The sequence below is a fragment of the Ruegeria sp. BE1 genome, from assembly GCF_056538885.1.
Genome location: NZ_JBQFTY010000004.1, coordinates 126,044 through 143,489, shown reverse-complemented (window position 1 = coordinate 143,489; position 17,446 = coordinate 126,044). Strand labels below are relative to the sequence as shown.

The window sequence follows — 17,446 nt, the reverse complement described above, 5'->3', positions numbered from 1 at the left end:
TAATTCGCACTGCTTTATTCCGCTGACCTTCACGGCGCATCTCCCTCTTTATTGCAATCCATTTCCTGGATCAGCAGCAACACCAAATCGTTCGTTGTTGCGCGCGCGGCGAAGTATCGCTTTGTCCGCGTCTTGCTCATTGGCTGACAAAATCTCGCTGCACCCGGCGCGAATGGCCTCTCTTTGCGCCGCGTTGCCCTGCTCAAGGTAATGCTTACGCGGCAAAATCCGCGCTGCGAGCGCGCGCAGCGAAATTTTGGCATTTCCGCTCAGGGCTCGATGCAGACGTTCAACCAAGTCGTCAGAAGGTCGGTTCTGCGGGACTTTGCAGACATCCGCACTTTTTCTCCGAAGGACCGCAGTCAGCCCGAAGCGGACCTTCGCAACCAAGCTTTGCTAACTCCGAAATACACAACGAAACGGCCAGTTGCAGAGGTTGTATCGGCGGTGGCAACCAACCATTCATGTCGTCGACTAACCTGTTCAACGTCGCACTACAACTTCTCCGAACTGATCCCACGAGGACCTAATCTTCGAAGCGTTCATTTGGCTCGACCACATTTACTTGCTTCGGAACTTGGTCGGTGTCATTCCGGTCTGACCTCGGAAAAAGCGAGTGAAATGGGACTTGTCAGAATAGCCGAGCATCAGTCCGATCTCTGCAATTGTCATCTGGTTTTGTTTGAGGTGCTCCTTGGCGACATCGATACGCAGCCGTTTGATTTCGCGCGGTAGCGTTGTGCCTTGTTTTTGAAGCGCTTTCAGAAACCGTTCCGGTTGTATTCCCAGCATTCCAGCCACCATCTCTGGTCCCAAATCGGTTTCATCCAGTTTGTCGCGTAAACCCAGACAAACAAAAAAAAATTTGACGTAGCGCGTTTATGGGAGGATCCAACCACCGCGACGCGGCGGCGCCAGAACCCTTCCCCTTATTCATGCGTGGAGAAACCTAGGACTTCGACTATTCTAGGGATCAGTCGAACGGGCTTGAGCGAGGCGCTGAGCCATTCCTCGCCCACTTGCGTGATTGGGCCCATTGTTTGTGACTCAACACCCATCAGACAGATCCAGCTGTTGCTGATCTCCATTTTTTCAAACCCGAATTGTCCCTTCGATTCACGCTCTGGCCGACCACAACAGAGCCGATAACTATGGCTGCTCCGATAGACTGGGTGAGGCTAAGCGTTTGTCCCAAGTATACCCAGCCGAGCACGACAGCTGTTACAGGACTCATCATCCCAAGCATCGAGACTGCACTGGGCTCCAGACGCGCTACACCCCGGAACCAAAGAGCATAAGTAGCTGCGGCACCAATCAACCCAAGCCAAATCAGCCCGGTGACACTTGTTGCGCTGAGCGCAGGTAGAACGAACGGTTTCCAAGCTACGCCAAAGACGCCGTTCTCAACGGTTGGCTTTGCTCCATGGGCAAGGACGTCGTATGCCGCCAACAAGTCGGCATCCTCTGTCTTGTCCAGCGTTTCGGAATTCTCGAAGTTGACCGTGAAGACACGGGACTGGACGCCGGACTTGGCATCCGCACCTTCTGCATCCAACCGTGTAAGCAGACCGCGTTCTGTGCTGATACCCATTGCCCCATTCCAGCTATTAAGCTCCTGCAGCCCTCCCGTGGTTGTGCCGCGCCCGCGTCCCATCTGGTTGGCATATTGGTAGATTTGCCGTTGTTCATCATCGGCTGAACGTTTGGACGCCCCCGAGTCGTCCGGCACCATGGCAGCGCCACTGGCCTTCACGGCCATGGCTTCGAAGGCGGTTTCCGTAGCGTTCGCCGAGAACATGAGCCCATGAACAGACGCAATAGCGATCATAGAAACGCCCGCCATGAGTGATGTCGTCTTCGCGGCTTTGGGTTCCTTCGCCACCGGTGCTGTCAGTTCCAGATCAGCCACATCCGCCCGATAGACCGACCCGCCACGCCCCTTGGGTTCGATCCCATGACATTCCATTATAGTTTCCAAAATAGTGTCCCCTATCTCCTCAGAAATTTCGGAAGTTCCATGATAGGCTTGCACATCTGATATTCACTCTATGCCGTCAGTTAAGGCATCTCATTGGCCGGATCGTTGCCATTGGTAAAAGTTCGGTCGCCGGTCGTTTGGCGGAGTACAACGCGCAAGTGCAGCTAATGTCCGCTATGCGGCCTGCGACTGCAGCATCAAGACAATGTACTGGATGTCGGCTTCGGGCCGTTAGCGCTTGTCATCAGGACATAGTTCTGGATCGTTTACCAGATGTTCAATTAAGGCGCGTACTCGGGTTGTGAGGCGCCGGTTTTGTGGGAACAGCGCAGCAACGACATATGGCGAAACTCGGTGCTCCGAGAAAAGCTCGACCAGCTCTCCGGATTTCAGGGCTTCTGCGACGGTATAAGCCGGACACCGCGCGATGGCTGCGCCCTGAGCTGCGAGGCGTTCTGACGCGGCGGGTGCGTTCATCCGGAAGCGCCCGTTGACGTGGACGGTTTCTTCCCGGCCACCGATATCAAACCTCCACACTGTGGGCTCGGCCATATTGCCATCCAGTATGCACTCATGCGTTGTCAGCGCCTCCGGGTCGTTTGGGCGTCCTGCGCGCTCCAGATAGGCTGGCGAGGCGCAGACAACCAAAGGCATGCGGCCCAGTTGTCGGATTTTCAAAGAGCTGTCCCGCATAGGGCCAATCCGGATCGCAAGGTCGAGGCCCTCCTCAACAATCGATGCCCGCCGATCCGAGAACCTCAGATCAAGCTCCACATGCGGGTGTGCCTCTGCGAATTTTGCAAGTGACGGGACCAACCGCACCGCGCCAAAGCCCGTGGGTGCTGAGATATGAATCGCACCGCGCAACGAAGCTTGCTCGTTCCTGACCCGGTCTTCGAGCTCGTCAAACCCGTCCAAAAGCGGCTCGCACAGCGTCAGGTATGTCGCGCCTGCATCCGTCAAAGAGACGCTTCGTGTTGTTCGATTGAGCAACTGCACCCCGAGCGCGTTTTCCAGATCAGCCACGTATTTGCTGACCAGGCGCGCGGACCGCCCCATGTGCTGCGCCGCGGTGGTGAAGGATGCGTTCCTTGCAACAAGGGCAAAGGCGCGCATGCGGTCGATCTTGTCCATCTTATTGCGCCTTCTGAGGGCTTAAACTTAGTAAGGATTAGGTGATTATCGCTAGCCTATGCAAGGTGTATTGCTGGGCCAACATCCAAATCCAAACCGGAGAGACACATGTCCAACGCTGTTCGCATTCACCACTTTGCCAAATCGGGCCATGCGCATCGCGCCTTGGTCTTTGCTAAGCTTGCTGGCATTCCGCATGAAGCTGTTCCCGTCGATTTGGCCGCAGGTGAGCACAAATCGCCTGAATTTCTGGCGATGAACCCAAATGGCCAAGTGCCAGTTCTTGAGGATGGTGAAGTGGTTGTGTCCGACTCGAACGCGATCCTTGTCTATCTGGCGCGGACCTATGCGCCGGATTGGATGCCAAGCGACGCGGTCGGGGAGGCCAATGTGCAACGCTGGCTTACTCTGGCGGCTGGAGAGATTGCTTTTGGCGCCTGCGCTGCGCGGTTGATCACCGTCTTCGGTGCGCCGCTGGACCCGGATTTTGCCGCCGCGACAGCTGCAAAAGCGATGCAGAAGCTAGAACACCGGCTCGCGCGTCATGATTGGCTTGTCGGTGACAGGCCCACAATCGCAGATGTGGCCAGCTATTCATACACGGCGCACGCGCCTGAGGGGAACGTTTCGCTTGAGCCGTACCCGCATGTTCGCGCCTGGCTTGCCCGGTTTGAAGCGTTGCCCGGTTTCGAGGCCATGCCGTCAACAGCCGTTGGCCTGGTTGCCGAGTGAAAGGGCATACGCATGACACCCGAAGCCTTGCGGCATCCCTTGCCTCCATTCACAAAAGAAACTGCTATCCAAAAAGTGCGTCTTGCAGAGGACGGTTGGAACAGCCGCAACCCGGCGCAGGTCGCGCTGGCCTACACGCCGGATAGCAAGTGGCGCAACCGGGCCGAGTTTCCCGAAGGGCGCGATCAGATTGAATCATTCCTGGCCCGTAAATGGGCCAAGGAGTTGGACTACCGTCTGGTCAAAGAGCTCTGGGCCCATGACGGCAACCGTATCGCGGTGCGCTATGCCTACGAATATCACGACAACAGCGGGAATTGGTTCCGCGCGTATGGCAATGAGAATTGGGAGTTCGACCCGGATGACTACATGGAGCATCGCTTTACCAGCATCAATGAGCACCCAATCGAGGAAGCAGACCGCAAGTTCTGCTGGCCGATCGGGCACCGTCCGGACGACCACCCCAGTCTGAGCGATCTTGGGCTCTGACTGAGGACACGCGGTAGGGTCACGTAATGGAAAAGACACATAAATCTCACAAGGGGGAGTTGGCGCTGCAAGCGCGGCGTCACACGCCGCGGGAGCTGAGCGATGCGATCCCGCACTATATCTACAGCGAAATGCCGCAGCAGCACGCCGACTTCTTTGCAGGACTAACCTATTTGCCGCTGGCAACGCTTGATGGGCAGGGGCGCCCCTGGGTGAGCCTTTTGGTCACACGATCTGGCAGCGACCCATCGCTTGGTATTAAGATCGTGGGCGAGAACGCGATACAGGTGGTGGCAGAAACAAATCCCTTTGACCCGTTTGTGCGCGCGTTCAGTCAAGATCACACTGCCGTCCGCGAAGCGCAGCTCTTCGCGGGGGTGGGCGTCGATTTCAGCAACCGCCGGCGGAACAAGATGGCAGGTTCGATCAAAGGTGCGTCGGTCGAAGGTTCGGGAAAGATCAGACTGAACCTGATCTCAGATCAACACCTCGGGAATTGTCCGAAATACATCACGATCCGCTCATTGGAGCATATGCCGCGCAATGCCGAAGTTGTTCATGACAACTTTGATGCACAGTTTTCGTCGCTGCCCGATGAGGCAAAGTCCGTCGTAGCACGGGCCAGCACCGTACTTCTGGCGACCAAGCACACGAGCGATGGCAGCGCTCAGACCGACATGGGCGTAAATCACCGCGGCGGCGCGCCAGGGTTTGTCCGGCTTTACGAGGTGCGTGATGGCGGCACGTATTTGGTCTTGCCGGATCATTCCGGCAACCGATTTTATCAATCGCTTGGAAATATCGAGACCGACCCACAGGTCGGGCTGGTCTTTCCTGACTTTGCAACGGGTGAGGTTCTCTACATAACCGGGGACGCTGAAAACCTCCTTGAGGATGACGCGGATGCGTTGATGCCGCGCACAAGTTTGCTGACGCGCATCAAGGTGACGGGGGCAGTCTTTGTGCGCGGAGGGCTGAACCTAAAGCTCACGTCCCGAGAAGAGCTGTCGCCCTATAACCCGCCGATTAAATACTTACGCACCGAGTTGGAGCGGAATGGCCATGCGATCGAACCGCATGTCAGCGCAGAGGCGCTGACGGCCACGCTTGTCTCGACAGAACCTCTGTCCAGTACGATCACGACTTTCAATTTCGAGCTTTCCGAAGCGATCCAAACCCCACTCCCTGGCGGGTTTGGTGTCTTTGATTTCTCCGGCCTTGTAAATGGGGGCTATGCCCACTTGAACGACGCGCACCCGCAGCTTGTAAATGAAGACTACGTCCGCACTTGGACGCTATCCAGCACGCCGGATTTTGATGCAAAGAGAAATGGTTTTGAGCGGACCAATCAGGTGCGTGTCACTGTGAAACGCAAACCGGGCGGTTTGATGTCGAACGTTTTGCACAACAACGGAGACCAATTGATAGCGCAGGCGCTTCCCGTTCAGTTCAAAGGAACTGGCGCTGGTTTTACGTGTTTCTCAACCGGTGCTGAGGGGGGGCATCCGACCATCCCCGGCAAGATGCTTTGGATCGCAGGGGGTGTTGGCATCACACCGTTTATGGCGATGTGGGACGGGATCCAACAGGTGGCAATGGCCCACCCCCCGAACCAACCAATCGATATCGTGCTGCTATATTCTGGACGGGACGATGATATCGCGATTTTACAGCACTTTCTGCCGCGAAATTGCTCTGTATTGGATCAGGTGCGACTGCAAATCGTCGCGTTTCAGAGCGCTGGTGGAAACCAACGGGCTGGGCAGTCCGCATGGAATGAACTTCGCGAGGCGTTCGCCGGTCAACCGCTGGAACGAAAGCCGCGACGCATGCAGCGCGAAGACTTTCGGGCGGTTGAGCAAATTGGAATGCGAGATGTGTATATGTGCGGTCCGGACACCTTGATGACGAGCGCGGAAGCGGCGCTTAACGAACTGAGCGTTGAGGAAACACGGCGGCACCGCGAGACGTTTGTCTTTTAAAACATCGCCGGTTTGGACGTCACCAGTATTTGCATGGTGTCCGTCCGGTGAACTTGACCAGTTATTGTTGGGCGGATAGCTCTGCGTAACGCCATGGCATGAGTTCATCGAGGCGTTTGATTTTGTGATCCGCGATGTGCTCCAGAACCCAGCTCAACTAGGCTTGCGGGTCGACGCCATTGAGCTTGGCGGTCTCGATCAGGGTGAAGGCGATGGCCATTGCTTTGCCGCCGCCCTCTGATCCGGCAAACATCCAGTTCTTGCGTCCGATGGCGACGGGTTTGACGGCGCGTTCGGCTGCGTTGTTGTCCAACTCCAGACAGCCGTGATCCAGATATGCTCTGGCTTTTGGCAAACGGCCCAATGCATAGCGGACACGTCCGGCGCAAAGCGCGGGTCTTTCAGCCATTTGAAAATCAGATTGGCATTCACTGCGTAACGCCGCGCAACCTGAGCTACAGAAACCCCAGCCATCGAGGCCTGATGGCAAATCTCGCGCTTCTCTTCATCCGACCAAAACCGCTTCTTCCGCTTACTCATAGAGTGTCGAATGGCTGGCAGATCAGAGAATGGATCATGTCCGAGGCGCACCATATCACCCACAGACCCAAGGCAAGATCGAGCGCTGGCATCAAACCCTCAAGAACCGCATCCTATTGGAAAACTACTATCTGCCTGACGATCTCACGCAGCAGATCGACGCCTTCGTCGAGCGCTACAATCACCGTCGCTACCACGAAAGCCTGCAAAACCTTACCCCCGCTGACGTCTACTTCGGACGCGGGCAGTCCATTCTAAAACAACGAGAAATGATCAAACGAAAGACCATCGAAACCCGGCGCTTGCTTCACCGCAAATCCGCCACATAATCAATCCAACCAGATGCGCCAGATCCTCTCTTAGCTCACGCCGCCGACGCCAGACTAACAAGTTTTCCAACAGACATTGCATCAATGTGTATTGTTGAATTCCTCTCGCACGTTCATTTTCTGTTCATTTTTTTGAATATGCGCACTTCACTTGCACGCGCCATGTTGTCCTACTGGACCAAATAAAACACCGGTTTCGGCTTAGGGTCGTTGGGTAAAGGAACACTTGTGTCGGGGAATGGATGTAGGGCAGCCAAACGTTGGTTGCGGGCAATCTGTCGTGGGGTCTGCATTATATGCGTTACGTGTATTTTATGCGCCGGGCTGGGTCACGTCGGAACGGCTGAGGCACAAACTGCGAGCTTTCGCTCGGTCGATACGAACGGGGATGGCGTTCTGAGTTTTGATGAGCTTGTCGCCGCCTTTGGCAGCGCCGGGGCAAGGAAATTGCTTCAGGATATAGATCGCAACGCAGACAATCGCATCACCATCATTGAACTGCGCGGCGGACGAGACAACGGGCGGGACGAACGGAACGACCGCGGTGCACGTGAGCCCGAGAGGGGCGAGCGGGACGACGATGACCGTGATTCCGGCGATCGGGGCGAAAATGATGGTGGCGACGACGGAGGAGATGATGGGGGAGATGACGATTGACCGTCACCCAGCGCGTTCATTTGTCGTTCATCTGATCACGCGCTGCCGCTTCATCCGGTTTTGCGATTTTTCTCACATGGGGCTGGCAAAACAAATGCATCGAACAGCCAGTCATGGCGTTAAGAATGACACAGTTTCCAAAAACCTCTCTTGTCGCCTGCAATACTGCAAAATGGGCCTTCACAACCCGCAGGGTCGATCGGTCCGACGTGCGCGGACTTTCTACGCGGATGGACGCCGCAAAGGCGGGCGATCTCATCCTGTGCGAGATTGCCGAAATCGGGCACCACAAGAAAATCCAGTTGGCCGAGCGCCGCGCCTCAGCTAGTTATCCGGGCGATTTCGTAGTCCTATGCCTAGGGGATCGCTATGCGCCGGATCAGTTTCTGGCCAGCGCTATCGTTGATGACGATTTGATTGATCTGGTCGCAGGCGGCGGTGTCGCGGGGCGGGTGGACGCTGCCCATGTCCGCATGGAAGACCCCACCCGATTAAAGCCGCTCGGCTTGCTGACGAATGCGGAGGAGCGGGTGATCAACGTGGCAGACTATGCCCTGCCCAGCCTGCCATGCAATGATCAGGTTACAGTCATTGGTGTTTTCGGTGCCTCCATGAATTCGGGCAAGACAACCGCCGCGTCGAGCCTGGGGCACGGCCTGATGCGGGCGGGCTTTGCCGTCGCGGGCATCAAGGCCACCGGAACTGGCGCCTTTGGCGATTTCAACAGTTTCGAGGATGGTGGTGCTCCGGCGCTCGATTTCACGGATGTCGGGATGGCCACCACTTACCGGATGCCGTTAGCGCAGATCGAAGCGGGGTTTGACACGCTGGTTGCAACGGCCGCCACGCGCGGGGCCGAGGTTGTGGTGGTTGAGATAGCCGATGGCGTGTTCCAGCAAGAAACCCGGGCCATCCTGCAATCATCGCGCATTCGCGACCGTCTCGATGGTATCCTGTTCGCAGCACCGGATGCGCTGAGCGCGCTTGGAGGTGTGACGGTTCTGGAACGGGCGGGTCTCAGCCCCTTTGCGATTTCGGGGATGGTCAGTTGCTCACCTCTGGCTGCCGCCGAAGCTACCGAGGCCGCAGGCCGCCCGATCCTGTCGCGCGAAGACCTGTGGTCTCCCGAAGTCATCAACCGGCATGTCGTGCCGCTGATGCGCCGCGCACCGGAAGATGTGGCCGCATGAAACTCCTCCCCGGATTGGCCACAAGGGACCGCATCGTCGATGCGGTCCTGGTGGTATCCAGCAGTATCTTGCAGGCCGGCGCATTGGCTGTTGCCGCCTTCGCAACCCGCGATGCGTTCGCGGCGCTGCACGCAGGCAATACCCTTACCGTACAGACCATGGCGCAACTGGCCTTGTCCGGCATTGTCGCAGCGCTGTGTCTGCTGGTATCGCGATATCGAGCCGAGGCACTGGGGCAGAGCTATGCGATATCGCTGCGCCAGCTATTGTATCGGAAGATCGCGCGCCTTCCGAAATCCCGCCACGAAGAACGTCGGCTGGGGTCCCTCTCTCTGCGTTTCGTGGGAGATCTTTCGGCGGCACGCCTCTGGTTTGGCCGTGGCCTGCCTGATGTCTGGTCTGCTGCTGTAGTGATCCCGGGCGCCGCAGCCATTCTTTATGTGCTGAACCCGGAGCTTGCGATCATCGGCGTATCTGCTTTGGGGCTTTCTCTTGCTGTGATGGCGGCCTTAGCCTGGCATCTTGAGCGGCGACATCGGACCCTGCGCCGCCGCCGGGCAAGTATCGCGATTTCCATGATCGAGCGCATTGCGATTGCACCGGAACTGGACCTGATGGGCCGCACGGACCGAGAGTTGCGTAGGTTGAACACTCAGGGCGCATCGTTGCGCAATGATGCGATGGCACGCCGGGGCCGAACCGCCGGTCTTCTGGCAACGCTGCAACTGGGGGTGGCCTTTGCGGGTCTTGTGGTGCTCTGGCAAGCCGGCCAAACCGGCATAGCACCCGCCACGGTTGCCGCTTGCCTTTCGGTCATTGCGCTGGTCGCCTACCCCCTGCAGAGACTTTCCAGTGCCTGGGATCAATACTGCGCGTGGCGTGTGGCGCGCGAGAAGGCTGAGAGGTTGTTGTCAGAACCCGAGGTCTTGCGGCTGGCAGCGCCATGCATCGGACTCAAAACAATCGAAGTCACCGGAGAAGTTGATCAGACGCCCATCGCGTTCATTGCGGACCACGGCACCGTCTCGGCCTTGACAGGCCAGCACGCATTGACAATCGCGCGCTGTATCGCGGGGCTCGACAGATGCGCTGACGTCTATGTAAGTTTCGGCGGGCAGGATATCCCCCCGAAAGTCGCTTTCATCGGGGACGATCATATCGGCCTTCAAGGCAGTTTGCGCCGATCTGCAAGTTTGATGTGCAGGAAACGACCTGGCGACAGACGGATATCCAAGGTCATACGGTGCTTTGGTTTGTCTGATCTTCTGTCTGAGCCTCGCGGCCTTGACCAACGCCTGGCAGAAAACGGCAGTGGGTTGTTGCCGCATCAGACATTGCGGCTGGACTTGACCCGCGCTGTTCTTGGCAAGGCGGATGTCATTGTCATCGCCTCAGTGCGGTGGGCATTGTGCCAATCCTATCAATCTGAATTGCTTGCAACATTGCGGACTCTGTCCAGTGCCACGATCATAGTGGTCGCGGAAGCCGTGCCCGGTCATCGGGAAGAGAACTCAAAGGTCGTCTGATATGCGCTCATCTACTCTGTTTGGCATCTATGCAATTGTTCTCGTCGGTTTTCTCGGGGGGCTCGCGGGCCTGACCTTATACAGCCTCGAGAAAACCCGATGGTGGGATGCGCGGATACAGCTTGCGCAGGACTCGTACGGGCTGCACCTGCGGTTGGAAGCGGACCTCTACCGCCTGTTCAAGCAGCACGGTGACGCTCTGCTCATCGGAGATCGGGACGATGGCGTAAGTGAACTCGAACTGCGGGCAAAGATCGCCCAGACGCTGGAAGCGATCCGTATGACCATCGCGCGTGAAATCCAGATGGTGGGCGACGAAGAGATCGAAGAGTTGGAGTTGCTTGATGAGATTGAGGACGACATCGAATCCGTAAACGCAGCCATCGCCAGCCTGTCGGCCGAAGGCAACCCGGTTGAGACCTTGGTCCAGATCGAACGTCTGGCGGCTTTGCTTGATGGAGATATCGATGACCAGCTTGATCGGAAAATTCAGGCCGCGCTGGATGAAGAGGTTGAAGAGGTCGAAGAGGTTCTGGCCGAAGCAATCGCGTTTCGGCAATGGAACGAACGGCTGGTCTATGTGATTGTATTGGCTGCAATCGTGGTCTTGCTGATCGGGCTCGTGTCGTTCAACCGCCAGATCAGAAAGCCGCTGACACGGTTGGCGGAAGGCGTCGGTCGGCTGCGCAGGGCAGACTATTCCGAACCGGTCCGTCTTGGGGGCAGCCGCGAGTTTCGCGAGCTTGGTATCGTGCTGAATGGAATGGCCGAGGGTCTCGCCGCACGTGAGGCAAACCGCGCCGAACAGAAGAAGCGGCTTGAAGATACCGTTGCAGCCAGAACCGCCGAACTGCAGCAGCTTATCGACAAGCTTGAAGCTGGCGAGGAAAACCGCAAGCGGTTGATGGCGGATATAAGCCATGAACTGCGCACACCGCTGGCCATCATTCTGGGTGAGGCTGACGTGACCTTGCGGACATCGAATTCCCTGCCTGACGAGGCCTCGGATTCGCTTGCGCGCATTCGGGATTCAGCTAAGCATACCAACCAGATCGTAGACGATATGTTGACCGTCGCGCGGTTTGAAGCCGGTCAGCTAAGGCTGGATCGTAGGCAAACTGACCTGCGCAAGGTCATCCACGACGCGGTGGCGATGTTCCCCGATCCGGTTCAGGTCTATAGTCCGGACAGCAAAGTGATGGCGTCAGTCGACGAGGTGCGCCTCCGTCAATCTGTTCTGGCCCTGCTGCAGAATGCGCGTCGCTACGGCGGGCCGACGATTGTGGCCAGGCTAAATGAGGGGCTTGCCTCGTGCACGATCGCCATAGAGGACGATGGACCCGGTTTGAGCGAGACCGAGAAATCCCAGGCCTTTGATCGGTTCTTTCGGGGCTCGAACGCGTCGGGTCAAGGTATCGAGGGCAGCGGCCTTGGGCTGCCGGTCGTAAAATCCATCGTCGAGGCGCATGGTGGGACAGTTGACCTTCAGGATCGACCCGAGGGTGGCCTGCGGATCGTCATAACCCTGCCCAAGGCCGCCCAGACAAGAGTTGTACAAACCAGCACAATGCAAATGAGTGGTTGACGTGCAGGTACCAGAACAACGCTGATTTATTCGGCGCAGTTTCGAATAGGGAAAGAGTTGAGGCACATCATGAATATCTTGCTTGTCGAAGATGAGGCCCGCGTTGCCGATTTCATCCGGCGCGGCCTGTCCGCCGAGGGCTGGGCAGTGGATCACGCCCCGGATGGTGAAGATGCCTTGGAACTTGCCGCGACAAATACCTATGACGTGATTCTTCTGGATCTGATGCTGCCAGGCATTCAGGGTCAGGATGTGTGTCGCAAGATGCGCGCGCGCAAGTCAAAGACGCCAATCCTGATGCTGACCGCGTTGGACAGCCCCGAAGAAAGGGTCGAGGGGCTGAAGATCGGCGCGGACGATTATTTGCCGAAGCCGTTCGATTTCGACGAGCTGATTGCGCGAGTCGAGGCTTTGCATCGCCGCGCCAATGGCTACGCACGCCATCTCAGCGATACCGAGATTACCTGTGGAGATCTGAAGTTCGACCGGGCGTCTCTTCAGGTTTCGGTGGCCGGGCAAGAAGTGAAACTGTCAAAGAAAGAGCGCGACCTGCTGCTTCTTTTTTTGACCAACACCGGCCGGGTGCTGTCGCGCGAACGTATATTGAACTCGGTCTGGGGTTTGAACGAGGACCCGTTGACCAATGTAGTGGACGTCTATGTTGGCCGACTGCGCCGCAAGATCGGGGCGACTGGCCAGCGGATCGTGACACTTCGAAATGTCGGATACCGGATGGGCTGAACCTAGTACCGGTGTGGTGCAGAAAGTGACCCGCGAGCACAGAATCTGGAAAATTGTCACGATTTTGAATTTGATGAAAAGTGCCTGTAAGAAAGTGCGCGCATTTTACTGGAAGAGTTGATTTGCAGAACTTCGAGGACTGGTGAACACACAGCCCGTTCGAACCGGGCCACACTGGCATCTACGGATGCCGCTCACTCTACGAACCCGCCACTCCTCGCGGTGGCCCTCCCTGCACGCTTCGTCGTATTCGGGAGGGCCGCCTTTTTTGCGATCTGGTAGGTTGCTGCAAGCTTGCGAATTAGCATTCAGGCTACCAAAGTTTAAATTTCACAAAACCAAAGTTATTTTAGAGAAACGTGCTGGCGTCCACACTGAACGATTCAGGATATCATGACGTAACGTTAAGAATTCGCATCAATAGGCACTGTGGATAGAATGTTACTCTTTGATTTATTTGCGTAATTTTTGAATCTCAAGAATACTCAAACCTATTCCTCCGCCTGCAAGCGCAATTCTTACATATTTTTAAAGTAACTGAATAATTCAGTTAAACTGAATGTCGCCTCTACTCTCATCTGTTGGTTTGTATGAGTCGAAGGCAAGCATGTTGAGCATCATCATTTGTGGGGCAGCTTATGTCAGCTTTGAATACGCCTCTCTTTGGTACGTCCTTGCAGGTGAAAAAGGCGATACGATCTCACTGCTGCTTGGCGGTCAGTTGCCGCTTGGGTACCGACCAGCGCTGATTGCTGCCCGGATGCTGTGGAAGGCTGTCGGTCTCGAACCAACACGTCCTGCGCCACCGTTCCAGTTACAAGCCACCATGCTTTCTCATCCACGAGGGCCAGCTGCGCCAAGGGAGCTTCCGCAAATCGACGAGCAACTCATAGACACGCTGTTGCACCATACGAACCGGGTAATGGCGCCAGGCGCGAAAGCTCGAACTCCTGCGGGGGTGATTTGAGCGATGCGGGTTTCCCCCACACCAGAACCGAAGAGTGACGAAGATGGCTAAAAACAAACAGACCTCTCTCTCGGCTGCCACGCGATTATGCGAACGTTTTGGACTGGTCCGGACATACACAATTAGGATCCCGGGCACCGTCCCTGCGAATGAAGAATCTGAGCCGCAACATGGCAGTTCTGACACCAAAAGAGCTGCTGGAATTAACCTAACGAAGGAGAAGATCATGTCTTTGGACATATCAAAACTTAGTGAAATCAAGGGTGTGATCGGCGCCTGCCTGGTTGACAGTGACACTGGCCTGACCCTTGCCACAGAAGGCGGAGCCAAGTTTGACCTTGAAACCGCCGGCGCGGCAAACGTGGAAGTCGTACGTGCCAAATTGCAGGCGATCGAGGCGCTGAAACTGAATGACGTGATCGAGGACATCCTCATCACGCTGGGTAAGCAGTTTCATTTGATCAGGCCTCTGGAAAAAAGTCCGAATATCTTCGTCTATGTCGCTCTGGACAAGAAGACAGCCAATCTGGGGCTGGCCCGTCTTCAGGTAAAAGCCGTCGAAGAGACGTTGAGTTTATAATACCCCCCCCTCGCGCCAACGGTTCAGGCGCAGTAATGTGCCTGAACCACCCGAACGAGGGTTTGTTGCGTCAACGTTGCTTTGCGCAACGTGTTGGAAAGCCAGTGCAATGAAAATTCTAGTCGCCGAAGACGATGTCAAAACTGCAGAGTTCGTGATCTCAGGGCTCCGCTCCAGCGGGTTTACGGTTGAGTGGTTCGAGGATGGGCGCGACGCGCTGTCTTATTGCCTCTACAACCAATGCGACGCGGTGATCCTTGACCGGGTGCTGCCTGGTATGGACGGTATGTCGATATTGAAAGCCCTGCGTGCAGCGCAAAATCAGACGCCGGTGTTGTTTCTCACCTCAATTGGCGACGTGAGCGATCGCGTCGAAGGTCTGACCGAAGGGGCAGATGACTATCTGGTCAAGCCTTTCCACTTTTCAGAGCTTCTGGCTCGTTTGCAAAGCGTTTTGAAACGGCGCACCGAAAGGGTGGCAGCGACAGAATTGCATGTGCTGGATCTTTCGATGGACCTCTTAAAACGTCTGGTTCGCAGACAGGATCAGACGATTGAGTTGAAGCCCCGTGAATTTGCATTGTTGGAATTGCTGATGCGCAACTCAGGCAGGATCGTGACCAGAAACATGATCCTCGAGCAAGTTTGGGATTACAATTTCGATCCGAACTCGACTGTGATCGAGACATATGTCAGCCGTCTGAGAGCTAAAATTGATAAACCGTTTGATCCCCCCCTTTTGCATACGGTGCGAAACATAGGGTACAGTCTCCATGGACCGCGCTAGTATTTTCTCGGGGGCCCCGTTCCGAACCGCGTGTTACGCCGCGCTTGTTGTTTGGATCATTACGGCAGTGTTTGGATACGCTGCTTATGTTGCATTGAAAGACACATTGCGGGCCAATCTCGAACAGCAAATTCTGGAAGAGGAACTGCTGCTGCACGAAATCCTGCTGGATGGCGGCACCGATGCGGTTCAGCGCGCAGTCGAACATCTAAATAGCCCAAACCGTACCGGGCTGCACATGATCGCGCTTTTTGACAAACACAACTCCGCCCTTGCCGGCGCGGTGGCCAAGATACCCCAAACAAATGGCTGGCACGAGGTTGACCCCGATTTTGTCGAGATTGGGGGCGGTAGCCCTGTCTATCTTCTGAAAGCGTCCGACTATCTTGGTTACCGCACCGTCGTGGCGCGCAGCATGACGTCCATGAACCAAGCATTGACCACACTCTGGGAAGGGTTGTTGCTACTGACGGTTGCAACCACCGTGGTTGTTCTAGGGCTTGGCTATTGGGTGAGTTCTTACAGCTACAGCAAACTCAGGCGTATTGAGAAAACGCTCGATATGGTGTCCAAAGGGAACACTGAAGTCCGCCTTCCGGTTTCCAGGACGAACGACCAGATTGACAGAGTATCTCGACTGATAAATCGACACTTGGACCGGTTGTCCAGCCTGATGATCAGTACGCAGACAACCGCAGTCACGATTGCGCACGACCTGAAAACGCCCCTGTCTCATGGATTTCTGGCCTTGCAGCAGGTTTATAGTGAGCTTGACTACGGTGGCGATCCCCGACCCAGACTTCACGAGCTCGAGACAGAGCTAAAACGGCTCAGCGCTGTGTTCGACACTATTCTCAGAATATCACGAATAGAGGCCGGAACATATAAGCAACCATTCTCTACTGTTAATCTGAGCGCATTGGTTGCGGATGTTGTCGAAACGTTTTCGCCCGTCGCAGAAGATGCACAAATGAGCGTAACGGCTGAGTTCAACGCCGATACCATATTGGTCAGGGGTGATGAACAGATGTTGAAACAACTCCTGGTCAACCTCATAAACAATTCGATCAAGTATTGCCCACCCGAGGCGTGGATACAGGTCTCACTTGTAGCTAGCAAAGACTCGGTTGTGCTGGATGTTTCGGACAATGGTTTTGGCGTGCCCGGTCCGCTTCTTGATAAGATATTCGACGCTTTCTATCGCGTTGAAGGATTTCGCAGAGAAAGCGGAAATGGTCTGGGCCTGGCCCTGGTCAAAGCCGTTGCCTTACGACATGGCGCTAAGATTTCAGCGAGTAACAACGATCCCGGCCTTAAAATTAGCGTCAGCTTCGGCAAAGCAAAATCGAACATCCTCGAAGAGGAAAACGCACGATGGTCGTCGTAGACACAACACGTAGAACAAGGTGAAAAAATGCTGGCAAGATTGGTTTTTATTGGTGGTGTAGCCTGTGCTTCAAATGCACTTGCGGGCGTTACCGAGTTTCGTTGCTCGTCAGATGTGACGGGAGATGAGATCAGAATCTCACAACCAGAAGAAGGTACAGATGCGCAAGTTGATTTTCATGGTATCGAAGGGGCTGCGACGGTTGCACATGGCCTTGATGGCGTAACTTTCATCCATATCAAAGAAAACGAAGTTTGGACGCTTGCGCTGCATTTTCCCACAATGAAGTATGAATTGTCCGCGCATGGGGCTGAAAATCTCGAAGATCATGGCCAATGTGTACAAAGAATTGATTGAGTAGAGATAAATAAACGGTGATCCTCGCTCTTAGCAATCCAAGCCAATCAAAAGGTAGTGGGCCCACTGAAGTGGTCCCAGCTTTTCGGACAGTTTTGCAGCTTCGCTAGGCTCCAGCCTCATTGATTTACAGCCGGAACAAGATGGTAGCCGCGAGTGCAATTGCTGATAGGAAGGCCTTTGGGCATCTGTCATATCGGGTGGCAAATCGCCGCCAATCCTTCAGGCGCCCGAACATGATCTCGATGCGGTTACGGCGTTTATAGCGTCGCTTGTCGTACTGGCCGTGCTTGTCGCGCGATTTTCGACCAGGGATGCAAGGCCTTATTCCCTTGTCTATCAGAGCTTCGCGGAACCAGTCGGCATCATAACCGCGATCACCCAGTAACCAATCAGCCGATGGCAGACTGTTCATCAGTAAACCAGAATAGATTGCTTACGATACACCCCTGAAACTCAGAGACTTGAATCGTGCAGCCGAGATG

At 55.7% G+C, this 17,446-nt stretch carries 17 protein-coding genes and 4 pseudogenes; 15 read left to right on the top strand and 6 right to left on the bottom strand.

The window, feature by feature from the left end:
• Nucleotides 1–48 precede the first annotated feature (48 nt).
• The 4 genes from ACR0J5_RS13485 to ACR0J5_RS13470 all read right to left on the bottom strand — a co-directional run bounded on the left by ACR0J5_RS13485 (nt 49) and on the right by ACR0J5_RS13470 (nt 3,112).
• The gene (locus tag ACR0J5_RS13485; protein ID WP_480654158.1) at nt 49–297 is read right to left on the bottom strand and encodes a hypothetical protein; all 249 of its coding nucleotides are present in this window, start codon (nt 295–297) and stop codon (nt 49–51) included.
• 264 nt (nt 298–561) lie between these two features.
• The gene (locus ACR0J5_RS13480; protein ID WP_480654156.1) at nt 562–792 is read right to left on the bottom strand and encodes a helix-turn-helix domain-containing protein; all 231 of its coding nucleotides are present in this window, start codon (nt 790–792) and stop codon (nt 562–564) included.
• A gap of 265 nt (nt 793–1,057) precedes the next feature.
• Entirely contained in the window at nt 1,058–2,032 is a 975-nt protein-coding gene (locus ACR0J5_RS13475; protein WP_480654154.1) for a DMT family transporter, read from the bottom strand.
• Between the two features lie 177 nt (nt 2,033–2,209).
• Entirely contained in the window at nt 2,210–3,112 is a 903-nt protein-coding gene (locus ACR0J5_RS13470; protein WP_480654152.1) for a LysR family transcriptional regulator, read from the bottom strand.
• A 108-nt stretch (nt 3,113–3,220) separates the two neighbouring features.
• Here ACR0J5_RS13470 and ACR0J5_RS13465 point away from each other — a divergent pair, with 108 nt between their 5' ends.
• From ACR0J5_RS13465 to ACR0J5_RS13455, 3 genes are read left to right on the top strand one after another with little or no spacing between them, the layout of a single operon-like run.
• Nucleotides 3,221–3,844 (top strand): glutathione S-transferase family protein, encoded by a 624-nt coding sequence (locus tag ACR0J5_RS13465; RefSeq protein ID WP_480654150.1) that lies wholly within the window; start codon nt 3,221–3,223, stop codon nt 3,842–3,844.
• A 12-nt stretch (nt 3,845–3,856) separates the two neighbouring features.
• A complete protein-coding gene (locus ACR0J5_RS13460; protein WP_480654148.1) occupies nt 3,857–4,333 on the top strand; it encodes a nuclear transport factor 2 family protein in 477 nt (158 codons plus the stop codon).
• Nucleotides 4,334–4,359: 26 nt separating this feature from the next.
• Nucleotides 4,360–6,315 (top strand): pyridoxamine 5'-phosphate oxidase family protein, encoded by a 1,956-nt coding sequence (locus tag ACR0J5_RS13455; protein WP_480654146.1) that lies wholly within the window; start codon nt 4,360–4,362, stop codon nt 6,313–6,315.
• A 61-nt stretch (nt 6,316–6,376) separates the two neighbouring features.
• On the opposite strand, the pseudogene ACR0J5_RS13450 reads toward ACR0J5_RS13455, so the two are convergent.
• A pseudogene (locus ACR0J5_RS13450) lies at nt 6,377–6,700 on the bottom strand (transposase domain-containing protein); the annotation flags it as partial.
• Nucleotides 6,701–6,866: 166 nt separating this feature from the next.
• Here ACR0J5_RS13450 and ACR0J5_RS13445 point away from each other — a divergent pair.
• The 12 genes and pseudogenes from ACR0J5_RS13445 to ACR0J5_RS13390 form a co-directional block, all read left to right on the top strand.
• Nucleotides 6,867–7,184 (top strand): annotated as a pseudogene (locus tag ACR0J5_RS13445) (integrase core domain-containing protein); the annotation flags it as partial.
• Nucleotides 7,185–7,412: 228 nt separating this feature from the next.
• A pseudogene (locus ACR0J5_RS13440) lies at nt 7,413–7,601 on the top strand (hypothetical protein); the annotation flags it as partial.
• Between the two features lie 30 nt (nt 7,602–7,631).
• On the top strand, nt 7,632–7,841 hold the full coding sequence (locus ACR0J5_RS13435; protein ID WP_480654716.1) for a hypothetical protein: 210 nt from the start codon (nt 7,632–7,634) through the stop codon (nt 7,839–7,841).
• A 125-nt stretch (nt 7,842–7,966) separates the two neighbouring features.
• A complete protein-coding gene (locus ACR0J5_RS13430) occupies nt 7,967–9,031 on the top strand; it encodes a hypothetical protein (RefSeq protein ID WP_480654144.1) in 1,065 nt (354 codons plus the stop codon).
• The gene (locus ACR0J5_RS13425) at nt 9,028–10,557 is read left to right on the top strand and encodes an ABC transporter transmembrane domain-containing protein (RefSeq protein ID WP_480654142.1); all 1,530 of its coding nucleotides are present in this window, start codon (nt 9,028–9,030) and stop codon (nt 10,555–10,557) included. Before ACR0J5_RS13430 ends, ACR0J5_RS13425 begins: the two co-directional genes overlap by 4 nt.
• A 1-nt stretch (nt 10,558) precedes the next feature.
• Nucleotides 10,559–12,142 carry a sensor histidine kinase gene (locus ACR0J5_RS13420; RefSeq protein ID WP_480654141.1) on the top strand — a complete coding sequence of 528 codons (1,584 nt, stop codon included), beginning with the start codon at nt 10,559–10,561 and terminating at the stop codon, nt 12,140–12,142.
• Nucleotides 12,143–12,211: 69 nt separating this feature from the next.
• Nucleotides 12,212–12,883, top strand: a complete 672-nt coding sequence (locus ACR0J5_RS13415; protein ID WP_480654139.1) for a response regulator transcription factor — start codon at nt 12,212–12,214, stop codon at nt 12,881–12,883.
• A 559-nt stretch (nt 12,884–13,442) separates the two neighbouring features.
• Entirely contained in the window at nt 13,443–13,850 is a 408-nt protein-coding gene (locus ACR0J5_RS13410) for a hypothetical protein (protein ID WP_480654137.1), read from the top strand.
• A 226-nt stretch (nt 13,851–14,076) separates the two neighbouring features.
• On the top strand, nt 14,077–14,430 hold the full coding sequence (locus tag ACR0J5_RS13405) for a roadblock/LC7 domain-containing protein (RefSeq protein WP_480654135.1): 354 nt from the start codon (nt 14,077–14,079) through the stop codon (nt 14,428–14,430).
• Between the two features lie 109 nt (nt 14,431–14,539).
• A complete protein-coding gene (locus tag ACR0J5_RS13400; RefSeq protein WP_480654134.1) occupies nt 14,540–15,217 on the top strand; it encodes a response regulator in 678 nt (225 codons plus the stop codon).
• A complete protein-coding gene (locus ACR0J5_RS13395; RefSeq protein WP_480654132.1) occupies nt 15,204–16,604 on the top strand; it encodes a HAMP domain-containing sensor histidine kinase in 1,401 nt (466 codons plus the stop codon). The genes ACR0J5_RS13400 and ACR0J5_RS13395 overlap by 14 nt, the downstream gene beginning before the upstream one ends.
• A 27-nt stretch (nt 16,605–16,631) precedes the next feature.
• Nucleotides 16,632–16,961 carry a hypothetical protein gene (locus ACR0J5_RS13390; protein ID WP_480654130.1) on the top strand — a complete coding sequence of 110 codons (330 nt, stop codon included), beginning with the start codon at nt 16,632–16,634 and terminating at the stop codon, nt 16,959–16,961.
• 127 nt (nt 16,962–17,088) lie between these two features.
• On the opposite strand, the pseudogene ACR0J5_RS13385 reads toward ACR0J5_RS13390, so the two are convergent.
• Nucleotides 17,089–17,379, bottom strand: a pseudogene (locus tag ACR0J5_RS13385) (transposase); the annotation flags it as partial.
• Between the last annotated feature and the right edge of the window lie 67 nt (nt 17,380–17,446).

Coding starts and splice junctions, on each gene's coding strand:
- ACR0J5_RS13480 (WP_480654156.1), bottom strand. CDS start 792: ATGCTGGGAATACAACCGGAACGGTTTCTGAAAGCGCTTCAAAAACAA.
- ACR0J5_RS13470 (WP_480654152.1), bottom strand. CDS start 3,112: ATGGACAAGATCGACCGCATGCGCGCCTTTGCCCTTGTTGCAAGGAAC.
- ACR0J5_RS13465 (WP_480654150.1), top strand. CDS start 3,221: ATGTCCAACGCTGTTCGCATTCACCACTTTGCCAAATCGGGCCATGCG.
- ACR0J5_RS13460 (WP_480654148.1), top strand. CDS start 3,857: ATGACACCCGAAGCCTTGCGGCATCCCTTGCCTCCATTCACAAAAGAA.
- ACR0J5_RS13455 (WP_480654146.1), top strand. CDS start 4,360: ATGGAAAAGACACATAAATCTCACAAGGGGGAGTTGGCGCTGCAAGCG.
- ACR0J5_RS13430 (WP_480654144.1), top strand. CDS start 7,967: ATGACACAGTTTCCAAAAACCTCTCTTGTCGCCTGCAATACTGCAAAA.
- ACR0J5_RS13425 (WP_480654142.1), top strand. CDS start 9,028: ATGAAACTCCTCCCCGGATTGGCCACAAGGGACCGCATCGTCGATGCG.
- ACR0J5_RS13420 (WP_480654141.1), top strand. CDS start 10,559: ATGCGCTCATCTACTCTGTTTGGCATCTATGCAATTGTTCTCGTCGGT.
- ACR0J5_RS13415 (WP_480654139.1), top strand. CDS start 12,212: ATGAATATCTTGCTTGTCGAAGATGAGGCCCGCGTTGCCGATTTCATC.
- ACR0J5_RS13410 (WP_480654137.1), top strand. CDS start 13,443: ATGTCGCCTCTACTCTCATCTGTTGGTTTGTATGAGTCGAAGGCAAGC.
- ACR0J5_RS13405 (WP_480654135.1), top strand. CDS start 14,077: ATGTCTTTGGACATATCAAAACTTAGTGAAATCAAGGGTGTGATCGGC.
- ACR0J5_RS13400 (WP_480654134.1), top strand. CDS start 14,540: ATGAAAATTCTAGTCGCCGAAGACGATGTCAAAACTGCAGAGTTCGTG.
- ACR0J5_RS13395 (WP_480654132.1), top strand. CDS start 15,204: ATGGACCGCGCTAGTATTTTCTCGGGGGCCCCGTTCCGAACCGCGTGT.
- ACR0J5_RS13390 (WP_480654130.1), top strand. CDS start 16,632: ATGCTGGCAAGATTGGTTTTTATTGGTGGTGTAGCCTGTGCTTCAAAT.